7 protein-coding genes are annotated in these 20088 nt (G+C 61.2%); 1 reads left to right on the top strand and 6 read right to left on the bottom strand.

Annotated features, from left to right (window positions below; genetic code table 11):
* The 6 genes from QQF40_RS16870 to QQF40_RS16845 form a co-directional block, all read right to left on the bottom strand.
* Positions 1-1642 (bottom strand): Ig-like domain-containing protein (locus QQF40_RS16870; RefSeq protein WP_285462010.1); only part of this gene is annotated, 1642 nt, incomplete at its 3' end.
* Between the two features lie 1008 nt (positions 1643-2650).
* Positions 2651-10807: a type I polyketide synthase gene (locus tag QQF40_RS16865; RefSeq protein WP_285462009.1), complete on the bottom strand. Its 8157-nt coding sequence runs from the start codon at positions 10805-10807 to the stop codon at positions 2651-2653.
* Positions 10804-12555 (bottom strand): LTA synthase family protein, encoded by a 1752-nt coding sequence (locus QQF40_RS16860; RefSeq protein WP_285462008.1) that lies wholly within the window; start codon positions 12553-12555, stop codon positions 10804-10806. Before QQF40_RS16860 ends, QQF40_RS16865 begins: the two co-directional genes overlap by 4 nt.
* A gap of 395 nt (positions 12556-12950) precedes the next feature.
* Entirely contained in the window at positions 12951-13850 is a 900-nt protein-coding gene (locus QQF40_RS16855; protein WP_285462007.1) for an SDR family NAD(P)-dependent oxidoreductase, read from the bottom strand.
* Positions 13851-13982: 132 nt separating this feature from the next.
* Complete coding sequence (locus QQF40_RS16850; RefSeq protein WP_285462006.1) at positions 13983-15362, bottom strand: capsule polysaccharide biogenesis protein; 1380 nt, start codon at positions 15360-15362, stop codon at positions 13983-13985.
* A gap of 117 nt (positions 15363-15479) precedes the next feature.
* Positions 15480-17894: a capsule polysaccharide biogenesis protein gene (locus QQF40_RS16845; protein ID WP_285462005.1), complete on the bottom strand. Its 2415-nt coding sequence runs from the start codon at positions 17892-17894 to the stop codon at positions 15480-15482.
* A 368-nt stretch (positions 17895-18262) separates the two neighbouring features.
* Here QQF40_RS16845 and QQF40_RS16840 point away from each other — a divergent pair, with 368 nt between their 5' ends.
* Positions 18263-20023 carry an SLC13 family permease gene (locus QQF40_RS16840; protein ID WP_285462004.1) on the top strand — a complete coding sequence of 587 codons (1761 nt, stop codon included), beginning with the start codon at positions 18263-18265 and terminating at the stop codon, positions 20021-20023.
* The last annotated feature ends 65 nt before the right edge of the window (positions 20024-20088 follow it).

Raw genomic sequence — 20088 nt, 5'->3', positions numbered from 1 at the left:
AGGCGATGCTGTTCTCGCCTTCGGCCGGCGGGGTGGTGTCGGTGTTGCTATCGACCGTGACGGGGTTGGACGGACCACTGGTGTTGCCTGCCGGATCGGTCGTGGTGGCGGTCAGTTCAGTACCGTCTTCCAGCGCCGGGTTGAGAGTGATTTCGAAGTTGCCGTCTTCGTCCACTTCGACGCTATCGACGATATTGCCGTCGCCGTCGGTAATGTCGACGGTCGCACCCGGCTCACCGGTGCCGACGAGGGTCGTGCCATCGCTCGGCTCGAGTACCGGGGCTTCCGGTACCGTGACATCGATGGTTATTACGAAAGCATCAGATGGATCGCTGACGTTTCCTGAAGCGTCGGTTGCAACGGCGGATAAGTGATGTTCGCCCTCAGCCAAAGGCTCGCTCAGCTCCAGACTCCAATTGCCAGCAGTATCTGCTTCAACAGTCTTGAGTAAGGTATCGTCGTCATAGACTGCGATCGAGCTGCCTGCTTCCGCTGTACCCAACAGGGTCGGCGTCTGGTCATTACTGCTATCACCAGAGTTTAGCTCGCCGGTAACTGGTTCGGCGTTGTCATTCACAGCGGTTATGAGCGGGGCTTCAGGAGCAGCTGCATCTACTGTTACTGGGGCAGAAGACTCGCTTTCATTACCTGCTCCATCTGTCGCAGTAGCTGTTAGCTCGGTACCGTCTTCTTGTTCCGGAAATAGGTCGAGAGTGAAGTTTCCATCATCATCCACCGCCGTCTCACCGACCACATCACCATCGCTGTTGGTGACCGTGATGGCTGAGCCAGGCTCGCCGGTACCAGTGAGAGTGGTGCCGTCAGAATTTTCCAGCTCAGGTGCGGCAGGGGGCAGAGTATCGATGATGATAATAAATGCGTCGGAAGCATCACTTATATTGCCCTCCGGGTCCGTCGCCACTGCCGTCAAGCTGTGTTCCCCTTCGGTCAAAGGGGCGGTCAATTCTAGAGACCAGTCACCCTTGCCATCAGCGTCGACGGTATCAAGCAGGGTGTCGCCATCATAGATAGCAACAGAGCTATCGGCGCCGGCAGTGCCTATCAGCGTTGGAGTCGTGTCGTTGGTATCGGATCCAGATTCGAGCTCGCCGGTGCTAGGTTCAACATTGTCAGCGACTGAGCTGATGATCGGAGCATCGGGGGAAACTGACGTGTTTGAGTCCTCGTCATTTCCACTGCCTGAGTTCACGCCTCCTAGCATCAAACCGGTAGCCCCGATGACACCCAGTGCCGATAGAGTCGTACCTGTCGCTCCGAAGGGTACCCCCAATACTGCTGACTCTATGGTGTTCTCTACGGGGATCGCCTCATAGGGGATGTTCCCCGGTGAAGTGCTTGCCATGTCAATACGAAAAATATCGCCCGCGAACTCATCACCTTCTAGGTAGAGGTGACTTTGTTCTTGTGGGTCGATATAGAAGCCATCCAAGGTGATGACTTCACCGTTCTGCAGCATCAAAACCAGGTCATCGCCGGAGCGTGAAAGGCTCGCGATATCTTGTGGTGAAATGTCTAAAGAAACATCTGATGCTTCGTTGAGTCTTACCTCGGTTACCTGCTCTAGAACGGTATCTTGCAGTCCAAGTCCACTATGGTTAGCAACCTTCGCATTGATTGACATGGGCTGTGCTCCCTTGAGTATTTTCTTTCAGATCCCCTGATGATCGATCATAAATATTGATCTGCATCAGTACTACTAGGCTTTTCTTGATTGTTGATTTTTCTTCTCAAATTGCTCGGCCATATGTGATAATTATCGTTTATATATAGTGTATTAAGATTTTTTTGGCATTTGTTTTTTGTAACGCAGATTGTCAATTTGGAAATTTCGTGTGTTTTTATGAGGGCATATTAGGTTTTATGTATCCATAATGTGTCATTGGGTTTTGTAAGGTTACTTTGTGGCGTTTCGAGAACTTCTTTGCTCATGTTTTGTTATTAGACTAAAAGATGAGGTATAGCCCCCGACAAGACATATTTTTTGAGTCCCTCCCGTTAACGAATAATAAACGGAGAGGCTGCTTTATTGATTATATGGGCAAGAAAAATAAGCTAAGCTCACTAATGGTTCTTTTCGAGACGAGGCTGCACTCAGCATGATTCGTGAGACTAAGAGGTTTGAGCGTATATAGTGATATCTGGTTAGAGTTAATATCTGTTGGAAAAGGGATCGGTGTGACAGAGGGGAGTGGTCACCCTAGAGGAGAATGGGCGGGCGCAACCGTGTGAATTCATTCAAAAAAGAAGGGGAGGGAGTTTTTGCAAGCAGCTGCATTAGGCGTGAGCTGGGAATTGACCACAAAGTAGAAGATTAAGGAGCAGGACTTCTGAAGGGCAGCAGCGTCCCGGACGCCCTCCAAGGCTTTCGCATAAGGATATGCGTATAGCTAATAGCAGCGTGATTGCACGAAAACGACCATGATCTGGTTCAAGTCAATTCTGCTTTGAGGCGCGCCATGGCAGTAAAATATGTCTGTTGACCTTGCGAGGCTTTCAGGTGCAAGCAAAATTTATCCCTAACTCCAGAGTCAAGATCATTTTCTATTGATGTGAGTACGGCCTTATAAAACTCGGTATGGATAACGGCAAGGCACCAGACGGGGGCCTGGTGCCTTGCCATCACTTACGTTTATTTGCTGACCATCTCTCCCCGCTCTGTCATCGTCGCCGTCTCGCCGCCATGCTGCTTCACCAGCTGCGCCATGGCCTGGTCTTCGGCGTTGCTTTCGGCTTCCTCGCCGTCGGCATTGCCCATCTTGTGCATCAGGCGCTCCGCGAGTCGCCACAGGGTGGCGGCTTCACTGATCATCATCACCGGAATGCTGATCCCCAGGCGTGCCTCGACCGCCGTCATCAGCTCGACCCCCATCAGCGAGTCGAAGCCCATGTCGTAGACGCTCTTGTTGACGTCGATGGCGCTGGCGTCGATCAACAGAATCTTGCTCAGCTCGCCCTTGAGAATCTCGACGATGGCGGTCTGCAGCGCTTCGCCGCTCAAGCCCGCCAGTACCGCGGCGATATCATCCTGCTGCGCTTGGCTGTTGTCATCTTCACCGGCGCGGCGGGCGATTTCCTCGAAGCGGGGCGTGGCGGCGGTCGGCAGGAAGCGTGCAAGCGCGCCCCAGTCCAGTTCCAGCACGCCCAGCGAGCGTCCCGGCAAGCCGAGTGGCTGGGCGTGTTGATCCGCGCTGATCATCCCGCCGAGACAGGCCAGCGCGTGGTCTGCCATCAGCGCATCACCGCCGAGGCGATTCTTGAGTGCTTCGCGCGTCTTCTCGTTGCGTGCTAGGAAGCCGGCATCCTCGATCGCGCCCCAGCGTGCGCAGGTGGCGGGCAGGCCACGCGCACGACGGTGGGCGGCGAGCCCTTCCAGCCAGTGGTTGGCCGCCACGTAGACGCTCTGCCCCGGGTTGCCGAACAGGGTGGTGGCTGAGGAGTAGAGCACGAAGAAGTCCAGCGCATGCTCGGCACTCAGGCGGTCCAGCAGTCGCGCACCTTCCAGCTTCGGCGTCATCACGCGCTGGATGCGCTCGGCATCGAGATGGCGAATCAGCGCATCATCGATCACCGCAGCGGCATGGATGATGCCCTTGAGCGGGGCGATGCCATCGGCGTCAGCGGACTTGCCGAAGCGTGCGAACACCTTTGATAACGCGGCGTCATCGGCGACATCACAGGCCAGCGCATGTACGTTCACGCCCCGGGCCTCGAGACGCGCGACACCTTGCTGCGCTTCTTCACTGGCCGCGCCGGAGCGCCCGAGCAGTACCAGCTCACGCGCGCCCATCGCGGCCAGCCACTCGGCGCTGCGCAGGCCAAAGCCGCCCAGACCGCCGGTGACCAGATAGCTGCCCGCCGGGTCGATCGTCAGTGTCTTTTGATTGGCCGCTAGCGCGTCGGGCTGACGGGACATTGCACCTGTACTAGCTCCCGCCACCGCACTTGCATTTGTCTGTTCAGCGACGTGTTCGGCAGCGCGCTGAGTGACGACGACCTTGCCGATCTGGCGGGCCTGCTGCATGTAGCGGAAGGCCTCGACCACCTGACTGGCATCGAAGGTGGTGTATGGCAGCGGTGCCAGGGTGCCGTCCTCGAACAGGGCCATCATCTCGCGGAACAGACGCGTGGTCAGGCCCGGGCATTCCTTCATCAGCTGATCGGAATCGATGCCGAAGTAGCTCAAGTTATTGCGGAACGGACGCAGCCCCATCGGGGTGTTCTCGTAGAAGTCGCGCTTGCCCAGCTCACAGAAGCGCCCGAACGGTTTGAGCACGCGCAGGTTCTGGGCGATGGCTTCACCGGCCAGCGAGTTGAGCACCACATCGACACCACGGGCATCGACGGACGGATCGCGCTGCTGACGCGCGGCGAGATCGGCCAGAATATCCTCGGCGAAGCCATGGCTGCGCGAGTCATAGACGTTGTCGATGCCCATCAGCGCGAGGAAGTCGCGCTTGGCCGGCGAGCCGACGGTGGCGAACACCTCGGCGCCCAGCCACTCGGCGATCTGCAGCGCCGCGATGCCCACGCCGCCGGCAGCGCCGTGAATCAGTACCTTCTCGCCTTCTTCCAGTCGTGCCAGATGCTTGAGCGCGTAGTAGACGGTGAAGAAGGTTGTCGGGATGGTCGCCGCGGCTTCCAGGCTGACGCCGTGAGGCACATGGGCGAGCGCCGTGTCGGCAATCACCAGCCGGTCGGAGAAGCTGGCCGGGCCGAAGCCGACCACACGCTCGCCGACCTTGAATTCGGCATTGGCGCCAGCCTGAGTGACGATGCCGGAGAACTCGAGTCCCAAGCTCGGGCCGGAGAAGCCGTGTTCGATGGCTTCATCCGACAGCAGGCCGAGGGTGTACATGACATCGCGGAAGTTGAGGCCGGTCGCCTCGACACGCACTTCGACTTCGCCGTCTGCCACGGCGGGCAGAATGCGAGGCTGCCATTCCAGGTTGCGCAATTGACCAGGCTGGCTGAAGCCGAGGCTGACGCCATGTCGCTGGGTTCCTGATGCCTGCGAGCAGGCATTCTCTGCGCCAGCGGCCTGCCGAGGCGCCGCCACCTGACGCAGGCGTGTCGCGAAGCGCGCGCCAGTGGCATCCAGCACCACTTCCTGTTCGTGATCCGGTGCTTCGAGTTCCTGCACCAGCGCGTCCAACAAGACAGGCATGCTGACGGCATCGCTCTCCAGCGTCGGCGTATCCAGCAGGCGAATGGCCAGTGACTGGCTTTCGTTGGCCAGACTGCGCGCAAAGCCCCAGCTGGCCGCATCCGCCGGCGGAGTCGCGGCGGGGGAGTCGCTTGTCTGCCATAGCGTCGCCACGTCATGTGTCAGCACCCACAAGGTCGGGGCGAGGCGGCTGTCGTCCTGCTCCTGGGCGCTGTCAAAGGCCTGGGCGACCTGCGTCAGCAGCTGTTGGCGAGCGCACTGGAGAGCATTGGTGTGATCCGTCCCGTTCTGCTCATTTGTCGCCGCAGCACTGGGCAGCGCGATCAGGTGATCAACGTCGCCAAGCTGCTCGATCAGTGCGGATACGTCGGCTGGAAGAGTGGCTGACAGGCGCTGATGGCTGACCTGATGACCGCGCGTGTCCAGCGAGTCACTCAAGCGCGTCATCAGTGCCTGATCCGCCGGTGCCTGCGGGCTATCCAGCAACGCGATGGAGAGCTTGGCGGCTTGGCTTGCCCCTGCTTCACTCTCGACTGAATCAGTTGCCGCCGTCTGGTCTTCAGCGACTTCCGAAAGCGGTGCCAGAGCCGCAAGCGATGCCTGAGTGGAAAGCGTCGCGGACAGCCACCAGGCGCCTGATGTTTCAGTACCCAGGTTATCGCTGGCAGGCGCTGGTGACTCGATGTCGAGGCCCAGCTGGGTCAAGAGACGCTGCCATTGCGCAATGCCCGGATGACTGCGCAGCTGCTCACCATCGTCGAGAGCCAGAATCGGCCCGGCCCAGGCCGCCGGTTCACAGCCACACAGCAGCAGCTGCGCGCCGGGGGCCAGACGGGCGATCAGTGCTGTCAGCAGCTCGCGCGCCTGTGACGGTGCCTCGAAGTCCAGATGCACGATGGCGAGCTGCGTCTTGTGGGTCGTGGCAGTGTCCTGGAAGGCCTCGCCCGCGATCACGTCGATCAGTGGCAAGTCATCCTGCAGGCGATTGGCTTCACTGAGGGCGCCGGTACTGGCGGCCACGAAGCGGTAATCCAGCGCCGCATAGCAGCCGTTGCGCGCATCCGCCTCGCGCAGTGTCGCGAGGCGCTGGCCCAGCCAGGGGCCGCCGGCACCCAGCTCCAGCACATCGAGGCGCTGGCCGGCCGGCAGAGCGGCAAGTGCGCTGCTGATGCGCTGATCGAGCTGGGCACTCAACCACTGCCAGCCTGCATTGCCGACCGCCGTCTTGAGCAGTGTCGGGATCAGCGGCTGGCGCAGATATTCGAGCGCGGCACTGGCATCCGTCGAGAGCAGCGCCTCGTGGTCTGCTGCCGCTTCATCGTCCTTGCTATCCGGCGTGGTCCTGCTGCCCAACGGGGTGCCGCCCAACGGAGTGCCGTCCAACGGCATGCCGCGATTGAGCCACTCGTCCAGATGCAGGTGCAGGCGACCGGCGGCATGCGTCAGCGGGAACTGGCCCGGATAGTCACGTACCAGCAGCTGCCAGATGTCATTGGCGGCGGGCAGGTCCAGCGAGTTGATCTGCCAGTCGCCGCTGTCGAGTGCTTCCGTCAGGCCTTGTGACTCGGCCCAGTCGAGCAGGGCACGGCTGAACAGCGGGCAACGGCGCTGCCAGCGCGACAGCGCCTCGTGATCAAGATGAGCCAGTTCCGGGTCGCCCGGTGCGGCGTGACGCAGCAGGGTCTCGTGGACGCTGGCGAGCATCAGGCTGTCGAGCAGCGGCTCCAGCTCATCGCGGAAGCATTGGCTGTCTGCCAGCGGATGAGTGGTGTCGTCGCTGCAGGCAAGCTCAGGCGCCATCGCCTCGGCGACCAGCGACTCCAGCGCCAGGGCGGCGGCAGGGCGCGGACTCAGCGGATGCGGTGCGGCAGTCAGTTCGATATCCAGGTAATCCAGATGCGCCGTGCCATCACGTCCCAGTCGTACGGCGCGGAAGCGGGCCTCTTCGGCAACCGCTACGGCGCGGCCTTCGGCGTCGAACAGCTCGAAGTCGGCGCACAGGGAGTGCGGGCCACGCGAGCGCAGCACCACACGTGCGGTGACGATCTGCGAGGCGCGTACCTGCTCACGCACCTGCAGGCGTCCGACGCGTATCGGCACGAAGGCCATGCCATTGCTTGCCGCCATCTGGCCCTTGAGCACGCCCAGCAGCGGAATGAACAGCTGGAAGGCGCTGTCGAGCACGCCGGGGTGCAGGTGGAAGACGGCGTCCTGGCTGGCCATTTCCTCGGTCAGCGAGAAACGGGCCAGCACTTGTGGACGCGCAGTGCCCGCGGCGTGATGGTCGGCGCCCGCGTCGACCCAGATCTGCTCGGCGGCGCGGAAATGCGGGCCGTAATGCAGGCCGAGTTGCGCGGCAGCCGCCACGTGCTCATCGCGACCGAAATCGGCAGCGCGAGTCGGCATGACCGGGGCGGCTCGCTCCAGCAGGCGCCCACGCGTGGCGGTGAAGGCGCGCGCCACGGCGTGCAGATTCCACTTGTCGGCATCTTCCGCTCGTGTCTCACGACTCTCCAGACGCATGGCGCCATTGGCGCTGTCCAGTGACAGGCGTGTCAGACGCAGTGTGCTGTCATCGAGCAGCAGCGGGGCACGAATCTCGAAGTCTTCCAGGTCCAGCACGTCGGGCAGGCTGTCCGGATCGGCGCTGGCGACCTGCCATTCGTAGGCGGCGGCCAGGCATTGCTCCAGATAGCCGGCTCCCGGGAAGACGGCACTCTCGCCGACCTGGTGATCGGCCAGCCATGCGACCTTCTGAGTATCGAGCTGGGCTTCCCAGGTCAGGCGTTGCTGGGCGAGACGATAGCCGAGCAGCGGATGTACGTAATGACGATCCAGCAGACGCTGGCTTTCGCTGGTGGTCTGGATCCAGCACGGGATGCGTTGCCACGGGTAGCTTGGCAGCTCGACGAACTGGCCGGCGACCGGGAACAGGCCGGTGATGTCGACGGCGCCGGAGAGCAGCACGCGACCGCGCAGATGCACCAGGGCATCTACTCCGGCGTGGCGACGATCGAGACTGGCGAGCACCTGGCCGGCGGGCGCTTCTTCACTGCGCGCCTTGAGGATGTCGTTCAGGTAGCTGCGCAGGATCGGGTGCGCGCCGATCTCGATCAGCAGGCGATGGCGGCCGAGGGCAGTGTTCTCTTCCGCATCGGCGTGCCAGTTGACCAGTGAGGTGATGGCGGCCTCGAACATGACCGGCTGACGGATGTTTTCCCACCAGTAGCGTGCATCCAGCTGCTCGCCGGCAATGACGCTGCCGGTGACGGTGGAGATGAACGGGGTATGGGTGGCGCGGGGCGTCAGGCCGTCGAGGGATTCAAGCAGGCCGGACTTGATCGGGTCCATCGCCGGGCTGTGGAAGGCGTAGTCAAGCCCCAGTACCCGCGCGAAGGTGCCCTGGGCGGAGAGCTCCTTGCTCAACGCTTCCAGCAGCTCACGCTCGCCGGCCAGGGTGGTGCCGCGCGGGCCATTGATGCCGGCCAGTGACAGCGAGGCCCATTGCGGCTGCTCCAGCCATTCGCGCATCTCGCACTCGCCGAGGCCGACGGCCATCATCGCGCCGGTGCCACGGGTGCGCCCCTGGTGGTAGCTGCGCTGGAAGATGACGCGGGTGGCCTGCCCAAGCGTCAGCGCGCCACTCGCCCAGGCGGCAGCGACTTCGCCGACACTGTGACCGGTGACGGCAGCAGGACGGATACCACGCTCAATCAGCCACTCGGTGACCGCGACCTGCAGCGCGAACAGCGTCGGCTGGGCGATCTCGGTGGCGTCCAGACGATTTTCGCCTTTCTCGCTCAGGCTGCCGTCCAGCTCCTTGAGCAACTCGAAGCCATTGAAGTCGCGGAAGGCGGCGTCGAGGCGCTCCAGGCAGGCGCGCACGCTGGGGGATTCTTCCATCAGGGCACGGCCCATGCCGGCCCACTGGCAGCCATTGCCGGAATACACGAACACCGGGCCGCGCTCCTGTGCGGGAGCCGGGGCATTCGTCGTGGCACGCGGTGAAGCACCATTGTCGCTGACGCTCGGTAATGCCGGCAGACGGTCCGCCAGAGTGATGCGCGGATGGTCGCCGAGACCCCCTTCGCTGCCGAGGGTGTCGAGGTCCTCAAGCAGGGTGGTGAAGTTATCTGCGTTGAGCAGGGCACCATGCACATGGTGCTCGCGGCGGGCAGCCAGCTGCCAGGCGAGATCGTAGAGGCTGGGCGCCATGTCGTGGGCGGCGAGCTCACGCAGGTGCTCTGCCAGTTCCAGTGCGGATTGCTTGAGCGCCTGTGGGGAACGGGCGCTCAGGCGCAGCGGCGGCGTCTGTTCACCTTCAGTGTTCGGTTGCGCTACCGATTGTTCGGGGGCGCTTTCCAACAGCACGTGGGCATTGGCGCCACCGAAGCCGAAGGAGTTGACGCCGACGACCAGGCGACCTTCCGCCTTGAGCTTGCGCGGCTGGGTGACGATATCCAGATTCCACTCGTCGCTACGAATCTTCGGATTCAGACGCTGGATCTTGATCGTCGCCGGCACTTCACGGTGCGTGATCACGCCCAGTGCCTTGGCCAAGCCTGCCACGCCAGAGGCGGTTTCCAGGTGACCCATGTTGCTCTTGATCGAGCCGATCGGCAGCGGGCTAGTGCGCTTCTGGCCGATGGCGGCACCGATGGCGCGGGTTTCCAGCGGGTCACCGACCGCGGTGCCGGTGCCGTGGGCCTCAAGATAGTCGATCTCGTCCGGAGTGATGCCGGCCTGTTCGCAGGCCTGCTCCATCAGTTGGATCTGCGCCGCCGGGTTGGGCACGGTCAGGCCGGACTTGTAGCCGTCGGTATTGACCACCGAAGAGGCCACCACTGCGAGGATGCGGTCGCCATCGGCGATGGCCTGGTCGAGATCCTTGAGCAGGAAGACGCCGCCGCCTTCGGAGCGCGCATAGCCGTCACCGGCCTCATCGAAGACCTGACAGCGGCCGGTCTTCGACAGCATCGTGGCCTTGGAGAAGATCAGGAAGCCGTACGGATGCAGGTGCAGGCTGATGCCGCCGGTCAGTGCCATGTCGGTCTCGCCGCTCCTGATCGACTGGCAAGCCTGGTGGAAGGCGACCAGCGAGGAGGAGCAGGCGGTATCCAGCGACAGGCTAGGGCCGTGCAGGTCAAAGGCATACGACAGGCGGTTGGAGGCTACGCTGGAGGTATTGCCGGTCGCGGTATTCGGGCCGATGGCGCTCAGGTCATCCGCCATGCGATAGGAGTAGTCCAGGCTCGCGATGCCCATGAAGACGCCACATCGTGAGCCGCGCATCTTCTCGGCCGGGATACCGGCGTGCTCGATGGCTTCCCAGCTCATCTCCAGCAGCATGCGCTGCTGGGGGTCCATGCTGGCGGCTTCGCGCGGGCTGATGCCGAAGAAGGCCGGGTCGAAGCCCGTGATGTCGCCCAGTGAACCTGCGGCGAAGCTGTAACTCATGCCCGGGGCTTTCTTGTCCGGGTGCGAGAGAGAGTCCTTGCTCCAGCGGTCGTCGGCGACTTCGGTCACCATGTCCTTGCCGGCCAGGAGATCGTCCCACAGGGTGGTCTGAGTGGTGCCGGGGAAACGGCTGGCTGCGCCGATGATGGCAACGCGTCGAGTCATGACAAGCTCCTGAACTTCTGAGTCACGGCACTGTGGCGAGCATGTTTCGCGGTCGCCTTCAGCAGCGCACTTCCTAATGTATCGATATTGATGACGCGCGGGTCGCCCTTGCGGCATTGCTCGTCAGTCTTGAAGGGCCCTTCACAATCGAGGGCCCACTCCATCAGCTCCGGGTCCTTGTCGCGCACGGCCGCCATGGTCTGACGGGTAGTGTCGTCGGACTCCGGCAGGGCGCTGGACCAGATGAAGCTGTCGGTCACGCCATTGGGCTCGCCCAGGGTCGTATAGACCTCGGGCATGATCGGCACATGGTCTCCATAGAAACACAGCAGCCCGCCGCGTGGCAGTCGTGCCAGCGCGGTGGTGAGCTGTTCGATCATCGCATCGGCATTCACCAGATGACGCAGATAGATGCCCAGTTCCTGACAGTTCTCCGGCAGGTCTCCTTCATACCACTCCGGTAGACGTGTGCTGTCGAAGGCTTCCAGGTGCAGTGGGCCGTGATTCTCCATGGTGATCACCTGGATGAACAACGGCGTGTCGCCGGCTTCCAGCAGGCAGTCTTCGACCTTGGCCGCCACGGCGGCATCGCTGATGTACTGGCCGCTCTTGTCGGCATCGCTGAAGTGGGCGATGTCGAGGAATTCGTCGAAGCCGAGCTGTTTCAGCACCTGATTGCGCAGATAGAAGCTGCCGGGATAGGGATGGATACATAGCGTGCGATAGCCCCTTGCCTTGTAGCTGGCGGCCAGATTGGGCACGGCGCGACGCGCCAGCTGGTGGTAGGGGTTGAACTGGTGCACGCCGAGTTCCTCGGCGGTCAGGCCCGTCAGAAAGGCGGTTTCGGTGCGCACGGTATTGGCGCCCCACGCCGGCACGGCCAGACGACCGCACGGCAGTCCCTGGGCCAGGGCGGTGAAGTGGCAGCGGTCCAGGTTCGGTAGCAGGTCATCACGCACCTGGGGGTAGACGCGGCGAGCATCGAAGAAGGATTCGCTTTGCACATTGACGACATGGGGCAGCGCCCTGGTGGCGCTCTTGTCATCGAGTTCGCGCAAGGTGGCGTCGAGTTCGCGCTCTCCCTCATCCAGGGGATTGTGCTGCGGCGTGAGTGGGCGACGCGCCAGCCGCGCATAGGCCAGCAGGTAGGGCACCATGCCCAGCTCACTCAGGTCGAATTCGGGGACCAGCATCACCTTGCTGGCCAGACGGTTGCCCAGGGCGTAGACCAGGAGGCTCGCGCCGATCAGTACGCTGATCAACGGCACCAGCCACAAAGCGGCATTGCCTGAGTAGGCGGCGGAGAAGCCCAGCGCGGGTTCGAGCCAGAGCCCCAGACCGATCGCCAGCGCCCCTGCCGTGGTCGCGGCGATGGTCAGCCCGATGCCGAAGAAGGGGATATACAGGCGCGGATGCTTGATGGCGTCGGTAAAGTACTCGAAGTCCTGGCTGAGGAAGGGTTCGCGCAACGACACGTACTTGGTGTGGCTGACCTGCAGCACTACCAGCCACAGCGCATTGACGACGATCAGCGAGAACCATGGCCGCTGGGTGATCAAGGTGCACAGTGACCAGCTGGCGCACCAGTACCCGACATGTGCCAGCCGGGCACTGACGGGGCGACGCCAGAATGCGGCTGGCGGTGTCGTCATCTGTTTCAACAGCAGATGCTCGAGCCCCAGCGTCAACCCGAGACCGACCAGCAGTGGCCCGGCCATGAAAGACACAAACGCAATGACAAACTCCATGTAATGCCGACCTCGTTAGCCTCTGCCGTCGCAGAGGCTGTGTAGTGTCCGGTCGAGTACTCGACCCTGATCAAGATCCATGGCGACGAGGGGAGCGGTAATCCGGCCCCTCGCCGCAGTAATTTCAGGCGCTCTGGTGTCCAGATCCTGATCGATCCAGCGTGTCCAACTGTTGCCAAGGCGTTGCCGCCACCGTCTTCCCCATTGACCCTGGAGGGTATACCCCAGTGGCAAGTTCTGGGGTATTACGCTAACTCATTGTCATGACAATGGAAAAACGCTGAGCCATTGCCCGTTTTTCATGGCCGGCCGGCTCATGACTCAGACTCACCGCTCAGGTTCATGGCTCATGAAGACGCAAGCCCGCTCCGTGGCGCGTAGGTGGCATGCCCCGATCAATGAGTGTAATTGAACCACCCGAGCAGGCGTTGGGAGATTCCGGCGGGCAGGACACTCAACCACCAGCACCCGAAATTGAGCGGGAAGGGGAAGCTGATACGGGCCCGGTTACGCGCTGCGCCCTTGAGGATGCGGCGTGCGGCTTTTTCGGGGGGCATCTCGAAGGGCTTGGGCCCGGGCATGGCCTCACACATCGGTGAGGTGACATAGCCGGGCATGACAACGGTGACCCCCACACCGTGGGGTTTGAGCCAGCTGCGCAGGCCTTCGCCATACGCCTTGACTGCAGCCTTGCTGCCGCTGTAGCTGGGCGTCAATGCCAGGCCATGCCAGGCCGCCAGTGAGCTGAGCAACACCAGCTGGCCACTGCCGCGCTGCTTCATCGCCATGGCCAGTTGATGGGCCATGCCCAGCGTGCCGATCACGTTGGTCTGCAGCAGGCGGCGTGAATCCTCCCAACGCTCTCCATTGCCCTGGGGGCCGATATCGGTATTCATGCCGGCATTTGCGATGGCGATGTCCGGCACGCCGCGCGCGCAGACTTCATCCAACCAGGTGAACAAGGTCTCTTCATCACACAGGTTGAGTACCGTGCATTCCACCTCGGCGCCCAGTTTGCGGCAGTCATTTGCGATCGCATCGAGCCTGCGCTGCTTGCGGCCGGTGAGGATCAGCGTGGTGCCCGTCTCGGCATAGGCGCGTGCCAGTGCACCGCCGATCTCTCCCGTGGCACCGGTGATCAGGACGCGCCGCAGACGGCTGGCATCCTGCGCGGCTTGCGCACTGGAGTCGCTCTCTGCAGGTCGATGCTCGGCTGGTTGATAATCCGCTCGGTGAGTGGCAGCGGTGCGCTCAGCGTCGGTGGGCTCTGGCTGCTGGGGGGGCATGGCCGTCATCTTTGGTCTCCTTGAATCCCGACACCGAAGGTCGGCAGTTCCCTTGCGTTTCTCGTTATGGTCGGGTGAGAGAGGCTGCCATCATTGGCGTGTCTCACCAGTGTTGCGTGGTCCAGCAGTCTTTTTGCGTGTTCAGCAGCGGCTCAACATGTTTTCCAGCGGCGAGCGTTCGGCGCACAGTATCTTGGACGCGCCCACCACGGCCAGTTGCATGCCCGGCTTGCAGTAGAAACCGCCATTGAGCTGCACGGTATGAATTACCGTATTGCGGAAATGTCGGAAGAGCGTCGGGTCAGGGCGTTGGCCCTGGGTCCAGAAATCATGTAGCGAGCCCTGGAAGGTCAGGCCCGGCAGATTGAAGATCGGGTCACCCATGCAGAAGGTCGGACAGCGATACTGCAACGCCACGTTACCGGTCGTGCTGTTGACCGTGATCATGCCCTTGGCCTGCTGCAGCAGCTTCTCCAGATTGCCGCTCTCCAGATAGACGATACGCCCGATCAGGTCGTAGCGGCGCTCCAATGAGCGAATCAGCCCCGGGTAATCCACCAGCCCCATGTCGAGAGGGTGGTTCTTGATCACCAGGCGCGCACCGCGTGGCGCATTCAGGGCAAAGCTCTTCATCACCCGCTGGATGACTTCCTGCATGTTGGCGAAACGCGAGTGATGACGTATCTGGGCATCGGTATTCAGCTGCAGCGGTAGCATGTAGTAGGGCGCGCCACTGCCCATCAGCTGCTCGATACGCTTGGCATCACGCCGTTTGTACCAGCGCATCAAGGGCAGACGTGTCGCATAGCCTGCGTATTCCTGCACGGCGTGAATGCTGTGCGGCCGGTAGCGCGGGAACAACAGCGGATTGGCCGCTCCTGCCAGGTGATAGGTGATGTCGTGGCGTGCGCGTTCGCTGAAAGGCGCCTTGAAGCGCTGCGGCGTGGGGGCATCTTCGAGATGTTTGCCCGCCTCACGGAACCAGTCAGGGTCGCGTGGCAGCAGGGAGTGGCCATTGACGCCTTCGCGCTCCAGCGTCACCCAGTAGGGGCGGAAGTAGCCCTCCTCGAATACGTGGGTACGAATGCCGAGATATTCCGCCTTGAGCACGGCATCACGATGTACCGGACGTCGGTCGCCGAACAATACCTGATCGGTGACGTGATGCTTGCGCCAGAGTTCGGCGATCCAGTCCCCCAGGTCCTCAAGCTTGCCGCGATAGGCATATGCCTTGTCATGACGCCAGTAGAAGCTGTCGCCGCTGTTGAAGTTGACCTTGATGACCTCGTGACCATCCTGCTTGAGCTTTTTCGCCAGATGCAGGAAGAAGGGCGAACACACCCCCTGGAGCAACATGAAGACGCGCCGACGGCCGCCTCCCGGCCGGATGTGAGCAGAGGGCGGCTGTCCCGTAGTGTGCAATTCAGCATCACGCGAGACGTCGGGCTGAACTGGTGGGCGTGTCAGGATGGCATCATCCGACATCTTGAGCTGGCGCAGCTTTTCGATCGCGCTAGCCACGGAAGTTGCCGGTGAGGTGCCTTGTTCCCCAAGGCTCTCTTGCGCGCGAGCGTCCGCGGGCATGAGGGCGGAAGCTGAAGTGGTGAGAGGCAATGCCAGACGTCCATGTAGCATGATTCAATGCTTCCCGATGAATAGGGCGCGATACACTCGATAAAGACGCGTTTTCCAAGGTAATGCAGGCTTCAAGGTACCCCTGCGAAGCTTGTCACGTTGTTGTTCCAGGATCGTGACGACTGTCTCGGCATTGCATAAATGACCGTGCTCAGGGGCCACATACACGGGGTACTCGATCAAAGAGCCAGCCACCAGAGCATCCACACTCAAGGTGCGCGTCCGTCTTGGGCAGACGATCTGGTCATTGGTCAACCCCCAGCCGGCATAGAAGGGCAGGCCATGGGTCGTGACGGGCACACCGCGTATCAGGGCTTCAAAGCCGGCGAGCGAGCAGAGCGTGTGAACATGATCGACTTGCTCAAATAATCGACTGATATTGCCGCTGATCAATTCAAGATCGTACGCCCCGCCTTCTGTGGCCACCTTGCCATTACGTCCTCCTGTCACAACGTCGGGATGCGGCTTGTAGATCACGTAAGCTTCAGGATGCAATTCCCGCGCCGCCTCAAGCAAAGCCTGGTTGGTACGAATGCCGGGGCAGGCATGGCGTATCGAGGCATCTGATTCCACCTGACCGACGACCAATATCACCTCACGGCCCTTGGCCATCGCGCGAAGGTTAGGCAATTCATCACCTTCTGAATTGTACTTGCTCAGTCCCAACGTGATCAGTCGCTCGCGTAATTGGCGTGCGCGGCCTAACTCGGCATCGGTGAAATCATGATGCATCAACCACTGCTCCAGCGCGCTTGAGCGACTGGCGTCAAAATGCATGCCGAGCGGGTCGAGGATCAACGAAAGTGGCCGCGTGAGATCCACGCCCAGGCCGACTGAGCGCAAGAAGCCGTCCTCGATTCGCCACAGAGCGCCTCCTTGTGCAATGACAGAGGATTCCAGCTCTGCTGTTGTTCGGCTCGCCCAGCTCAGCACGCGGCTAGGGGGTGGGGCCTGTTGGTCGCGCTGCGATATCGCTTGGGGATCATGCGCGATGGTGACACCAGCTGTCTTTTGCAGCTTCTGCAGTGCGATGGCATCGCTTTTGACGAAGTCGCAGTGCGCCAAGGGCCCCAGGAAGACGGGCAGGAAATTACGCTTCCAGCGCGAGTACCCCGGCGCTATCCAGCGTCCTGCCAGCTTGGTAGCCATTCGCTTCTGGTCTGCAAGCAGCTGAATGATCTCTTCGAGCGTCGCGGCTTGGTAGGTATAGGGATTGGCATAGCGGCTGTATTCGAGATAGGTCGCGGCAAATACCTGCTCAAGCGTGCGTGACTGGCCTCGGCGCGGACATTGCTGCCGATCATCCGTCAGGCCCCAGCCGGCATAGAATGGTATGCCGTGACAGGTCACCGGCAGGCCTGCCATCAGGGCCTCGAATCCAAGCTGGCTGGTCACGACATGGACGCCATCGACCTGTTCGAACAGGCACCAGGGGTTGATGTCGTCGCTCAGCAGCGTGCAGCCAAGCTTGCGCGCCTCCTCCAGCAGATAGCCGCGCTTCTTGCCGGCGATCACATCCGGATGCACCTTGACCCACACCTCGGCTCCCTCGATGGCACAGGCCTCCCTCAGCATGGCAAGGAATGTCTCTGGGCTGGCCATGCCGCCAATGACAGACGCATCTTCGGCAGTCTGGTCCACGACCAGAAGTCGCTGCACGCCGGGCTGGCGGGTAGAGAGCTTGCGCTCTGGTGCATGGTTGTACTTGCTCAAGCGATGCATGCACAGGCTTTCGATGGCCGCGCGCGCCCGGGCCAGCAACGCCTCTCCCTGACGTGTCGGCGCTTCATTGATCAATTGCTCGAGATCGCTCGGTTGGCGCGCATCGTAATAAATGCCCTGATGATCGACCACCATCGCCATGCCAGGGTAACCGGCGCTTGCCAGGGTCAGGGAGCGCAGAAAACCATCCTCCAATGCGACGTAGGGCAACCCATGCTCAAGTGCATATTGGCGCGCGCGCTTCGCAGTAGGTTTATGTCCCCAACCGACGACACGCATGATATTTGTCGAGGATTTCTGGCCCGCGAATTCTGGCGCAGTATTTATCCTTTTCGATGCCCCGAGTTCTGGCAAAGAATCAGCCTCGCTCGCTGCTGGATGTCGTTCTTTTCCTACATTTTTTCCGCCCAGTGTACCTGTTGGGGCACTCCGCCTGGCAGCGAAGGATAAATTCTTGAAGGTGAGCGAGTTGTAATTTTTCTGACATGAAAGGGGGGTACGCCATCTTGTCAGTGGCAGCAATTCGGGAATGAAGCAGGCAAGAAGTGGCTGGCGATAAATACCTGAAGAAAAACAGAGTGATCCCCCGGAGGTCGCGTCATTCGTGATATCTGATGATTCGTGCCGAGCGTGAGAGGCGCAGGGCAGAGCACGCATGAGAAGCCCCCATCCTTGGTTCATTGCCGCCTTCAGCATGCAGGGTGTCCGTTTCAGATATGAAAAGTGACTGCTTACTCGTGATACTCAGCACGACTGATGAGGCTGTCGTGTGAGACCGTTGACTCAGGGTCCGCAAATAGGGAAAGTACGCAAAGTGACGAACGAATTCAATCAAGTCTTTGCTCGCGATATTGGTAGCAGGCAAATGATTAACCTGTGCTTTATTTTGTTTGTCAGCTTTTTCACTGCATGCTTCAGCAGTAATAGCTTTACTGCTAAAGTGCCATGCTCTGTGATGCATTTTTATTAATGCTTGAGCTTCATATGAACGTGAAGCGCAGGGCTTGACCAGAAGAAGCGGCAGGATGCCGAGGGAACGCTAGTAGATGGAAATCGCGCAGCACATGGATGCTTTTGTCACCCTGGTGGTGACGGTAGGAGTGTTGGCAGGGCTTGTCTGGAATCGTTGGCCAGCGGAGTGGCTGATGATGGCAGCTGCCGTGTCGTTGATTCTGCTGGGCGTCATTTCTCCGGCGACCTTCCTGGCCGGATTCGCCAATCCGGGTATCATGACCATCGCCGCCCTTTTCGTGGTCGCCGCCGGCGTTCAGGAAACCGGTGCGCTGCGCTGGATGCTCGAGCGTCTCCTCGGGCGCCCCGGCTCTCCTTCTTCAGCATTGGCACGCCTGATGCCGATTACCTCGCTGCTCAGCGCCTTTCTGAACAATACTCCCGTCGTCGCACTCTTCATCGGCCTGGTTCAGGGCTGGTGTGCGCGCATGAAAATCTCGCCGTCGCGTCTGCTGATGCCCATGAGCTATGCCGCCATTCTCGGCGGTACCTGCACCCTGATCGGCACCAGTACCAATCTGGTCGTCGATGGACTGCTGCAGTCCCAGGCCAATCTGCCCGGGCTAGGCATCTTTGATATCTCTGCGCTGGGCGTGCCTGTGCTGATCATCGGCACCCTGTGGATGGTATTGATCGGCTGGCGTTTCCTGCCCCAGCGCAAGGGGCTGGTCGAGCAGCTCGGCAATGGTCGCGAGTATTCCGTGGCCATGCGAGTGGCCGACAAGGGGCCACTGCACGACAAGAGCATCGAAGAGGCGGGCCTGCGCAGTCTTCAATTCGGTTATCTGGCCGAGATAGAGCGTTCCGGCAAGCTGCTGTCCATGGTCGGCCCCGACACCATTCTCCAGTCTGGTGATCGCCTCATCTTCGTCGGTGTGGCAGACACGGCGCATGAGGTGCGTGTTTTCCGCGGGCTGGAGAGCGACGCCGCAGGCCTGGATCTGGATCACCACCAGCGCCGTATGGTCGAGGCCGTCATCGCCCCAAGCTCCCCCGTCGTCGGCATGAACGTGCGTGAAGCGCGATTCCGTACTCGCTATCAATCCGTGATCCTCGCCGTGTCACGTGATGGTGAGCGCATCAACAGCAAGGTCGGTGACATCGTGCTGCGCCCCGGTGACACCCTGTTGCTGGAAGCCGCTGCCGATTTCACGCGCCTGCATCGCTATAACCGCGAATTCCTGCTGGTCAGTACGCTGGATGGCAATGGCATGCCCAATCTGACCAAGGCGCCCATCGCACTTGCCATCATGATTCTGATGATCATCACGCACCTGGCGGGCATGGCCGAGCTGGTCGAGGCGGCGGTGGCGGCCGCCATTCTGATGGTCTTCACCGGTTGCCTCCCGGCCTCGCAGGCGCGAGCCAGCATCGATGGCAGCGTGCTGGTCGTCATTGCCGCTGCGTTGGGGCTGGGGCAGGCGATGACTGACAGTGGTGCAGCTCAGATGGTGGCGGACCAGCTCATGCAGCTGGGCGGCGGCTCGCCGCTTTTGATGCTGGCACTCGTCTATCTCACCACGACACTATTTACCGAGATCATCACCAACAACGCCGCCGCCGTGTTGATGTTTCCGATCGCCATGGCAGTCAGCGAGCAGCTGGGGGTCTCATTGATGCCCTATGCGATCGCCATCATGTTCGCGGCCTCGGCCAGTTTTCTCACCCCGCTGGGCTATCAGACCAACCTGATGGTGATGGGCCCGGGGGGCTACAAGGTGTCCGATTACATGAAGGTCGGTTTGCCGATGAGTCTCATCGTCGGTGTTACCTCGGTCGCTCTGATTCCGCTGATCTGGCCATTCACGGGCTGATCTGGCCATTCACGGGCTGATCTGGCCATTCGCGGGCTGATCCAGGCTCTGCTTCGTCTGGTAGT

It is taken from the genome of Cobetia sp. LC6 (assembly GCF_030264805.1).
Classification (GTDB): Bacteria; Pseudomonadota; Gammaproteobacteria; order Pseudomonadales; family Halomonadaceae; genus Cobetia.
Note: the sequence above shows the minus strand (reverse complement) of the source record. Positions and strands in the feature narration are given on the sequence as shown.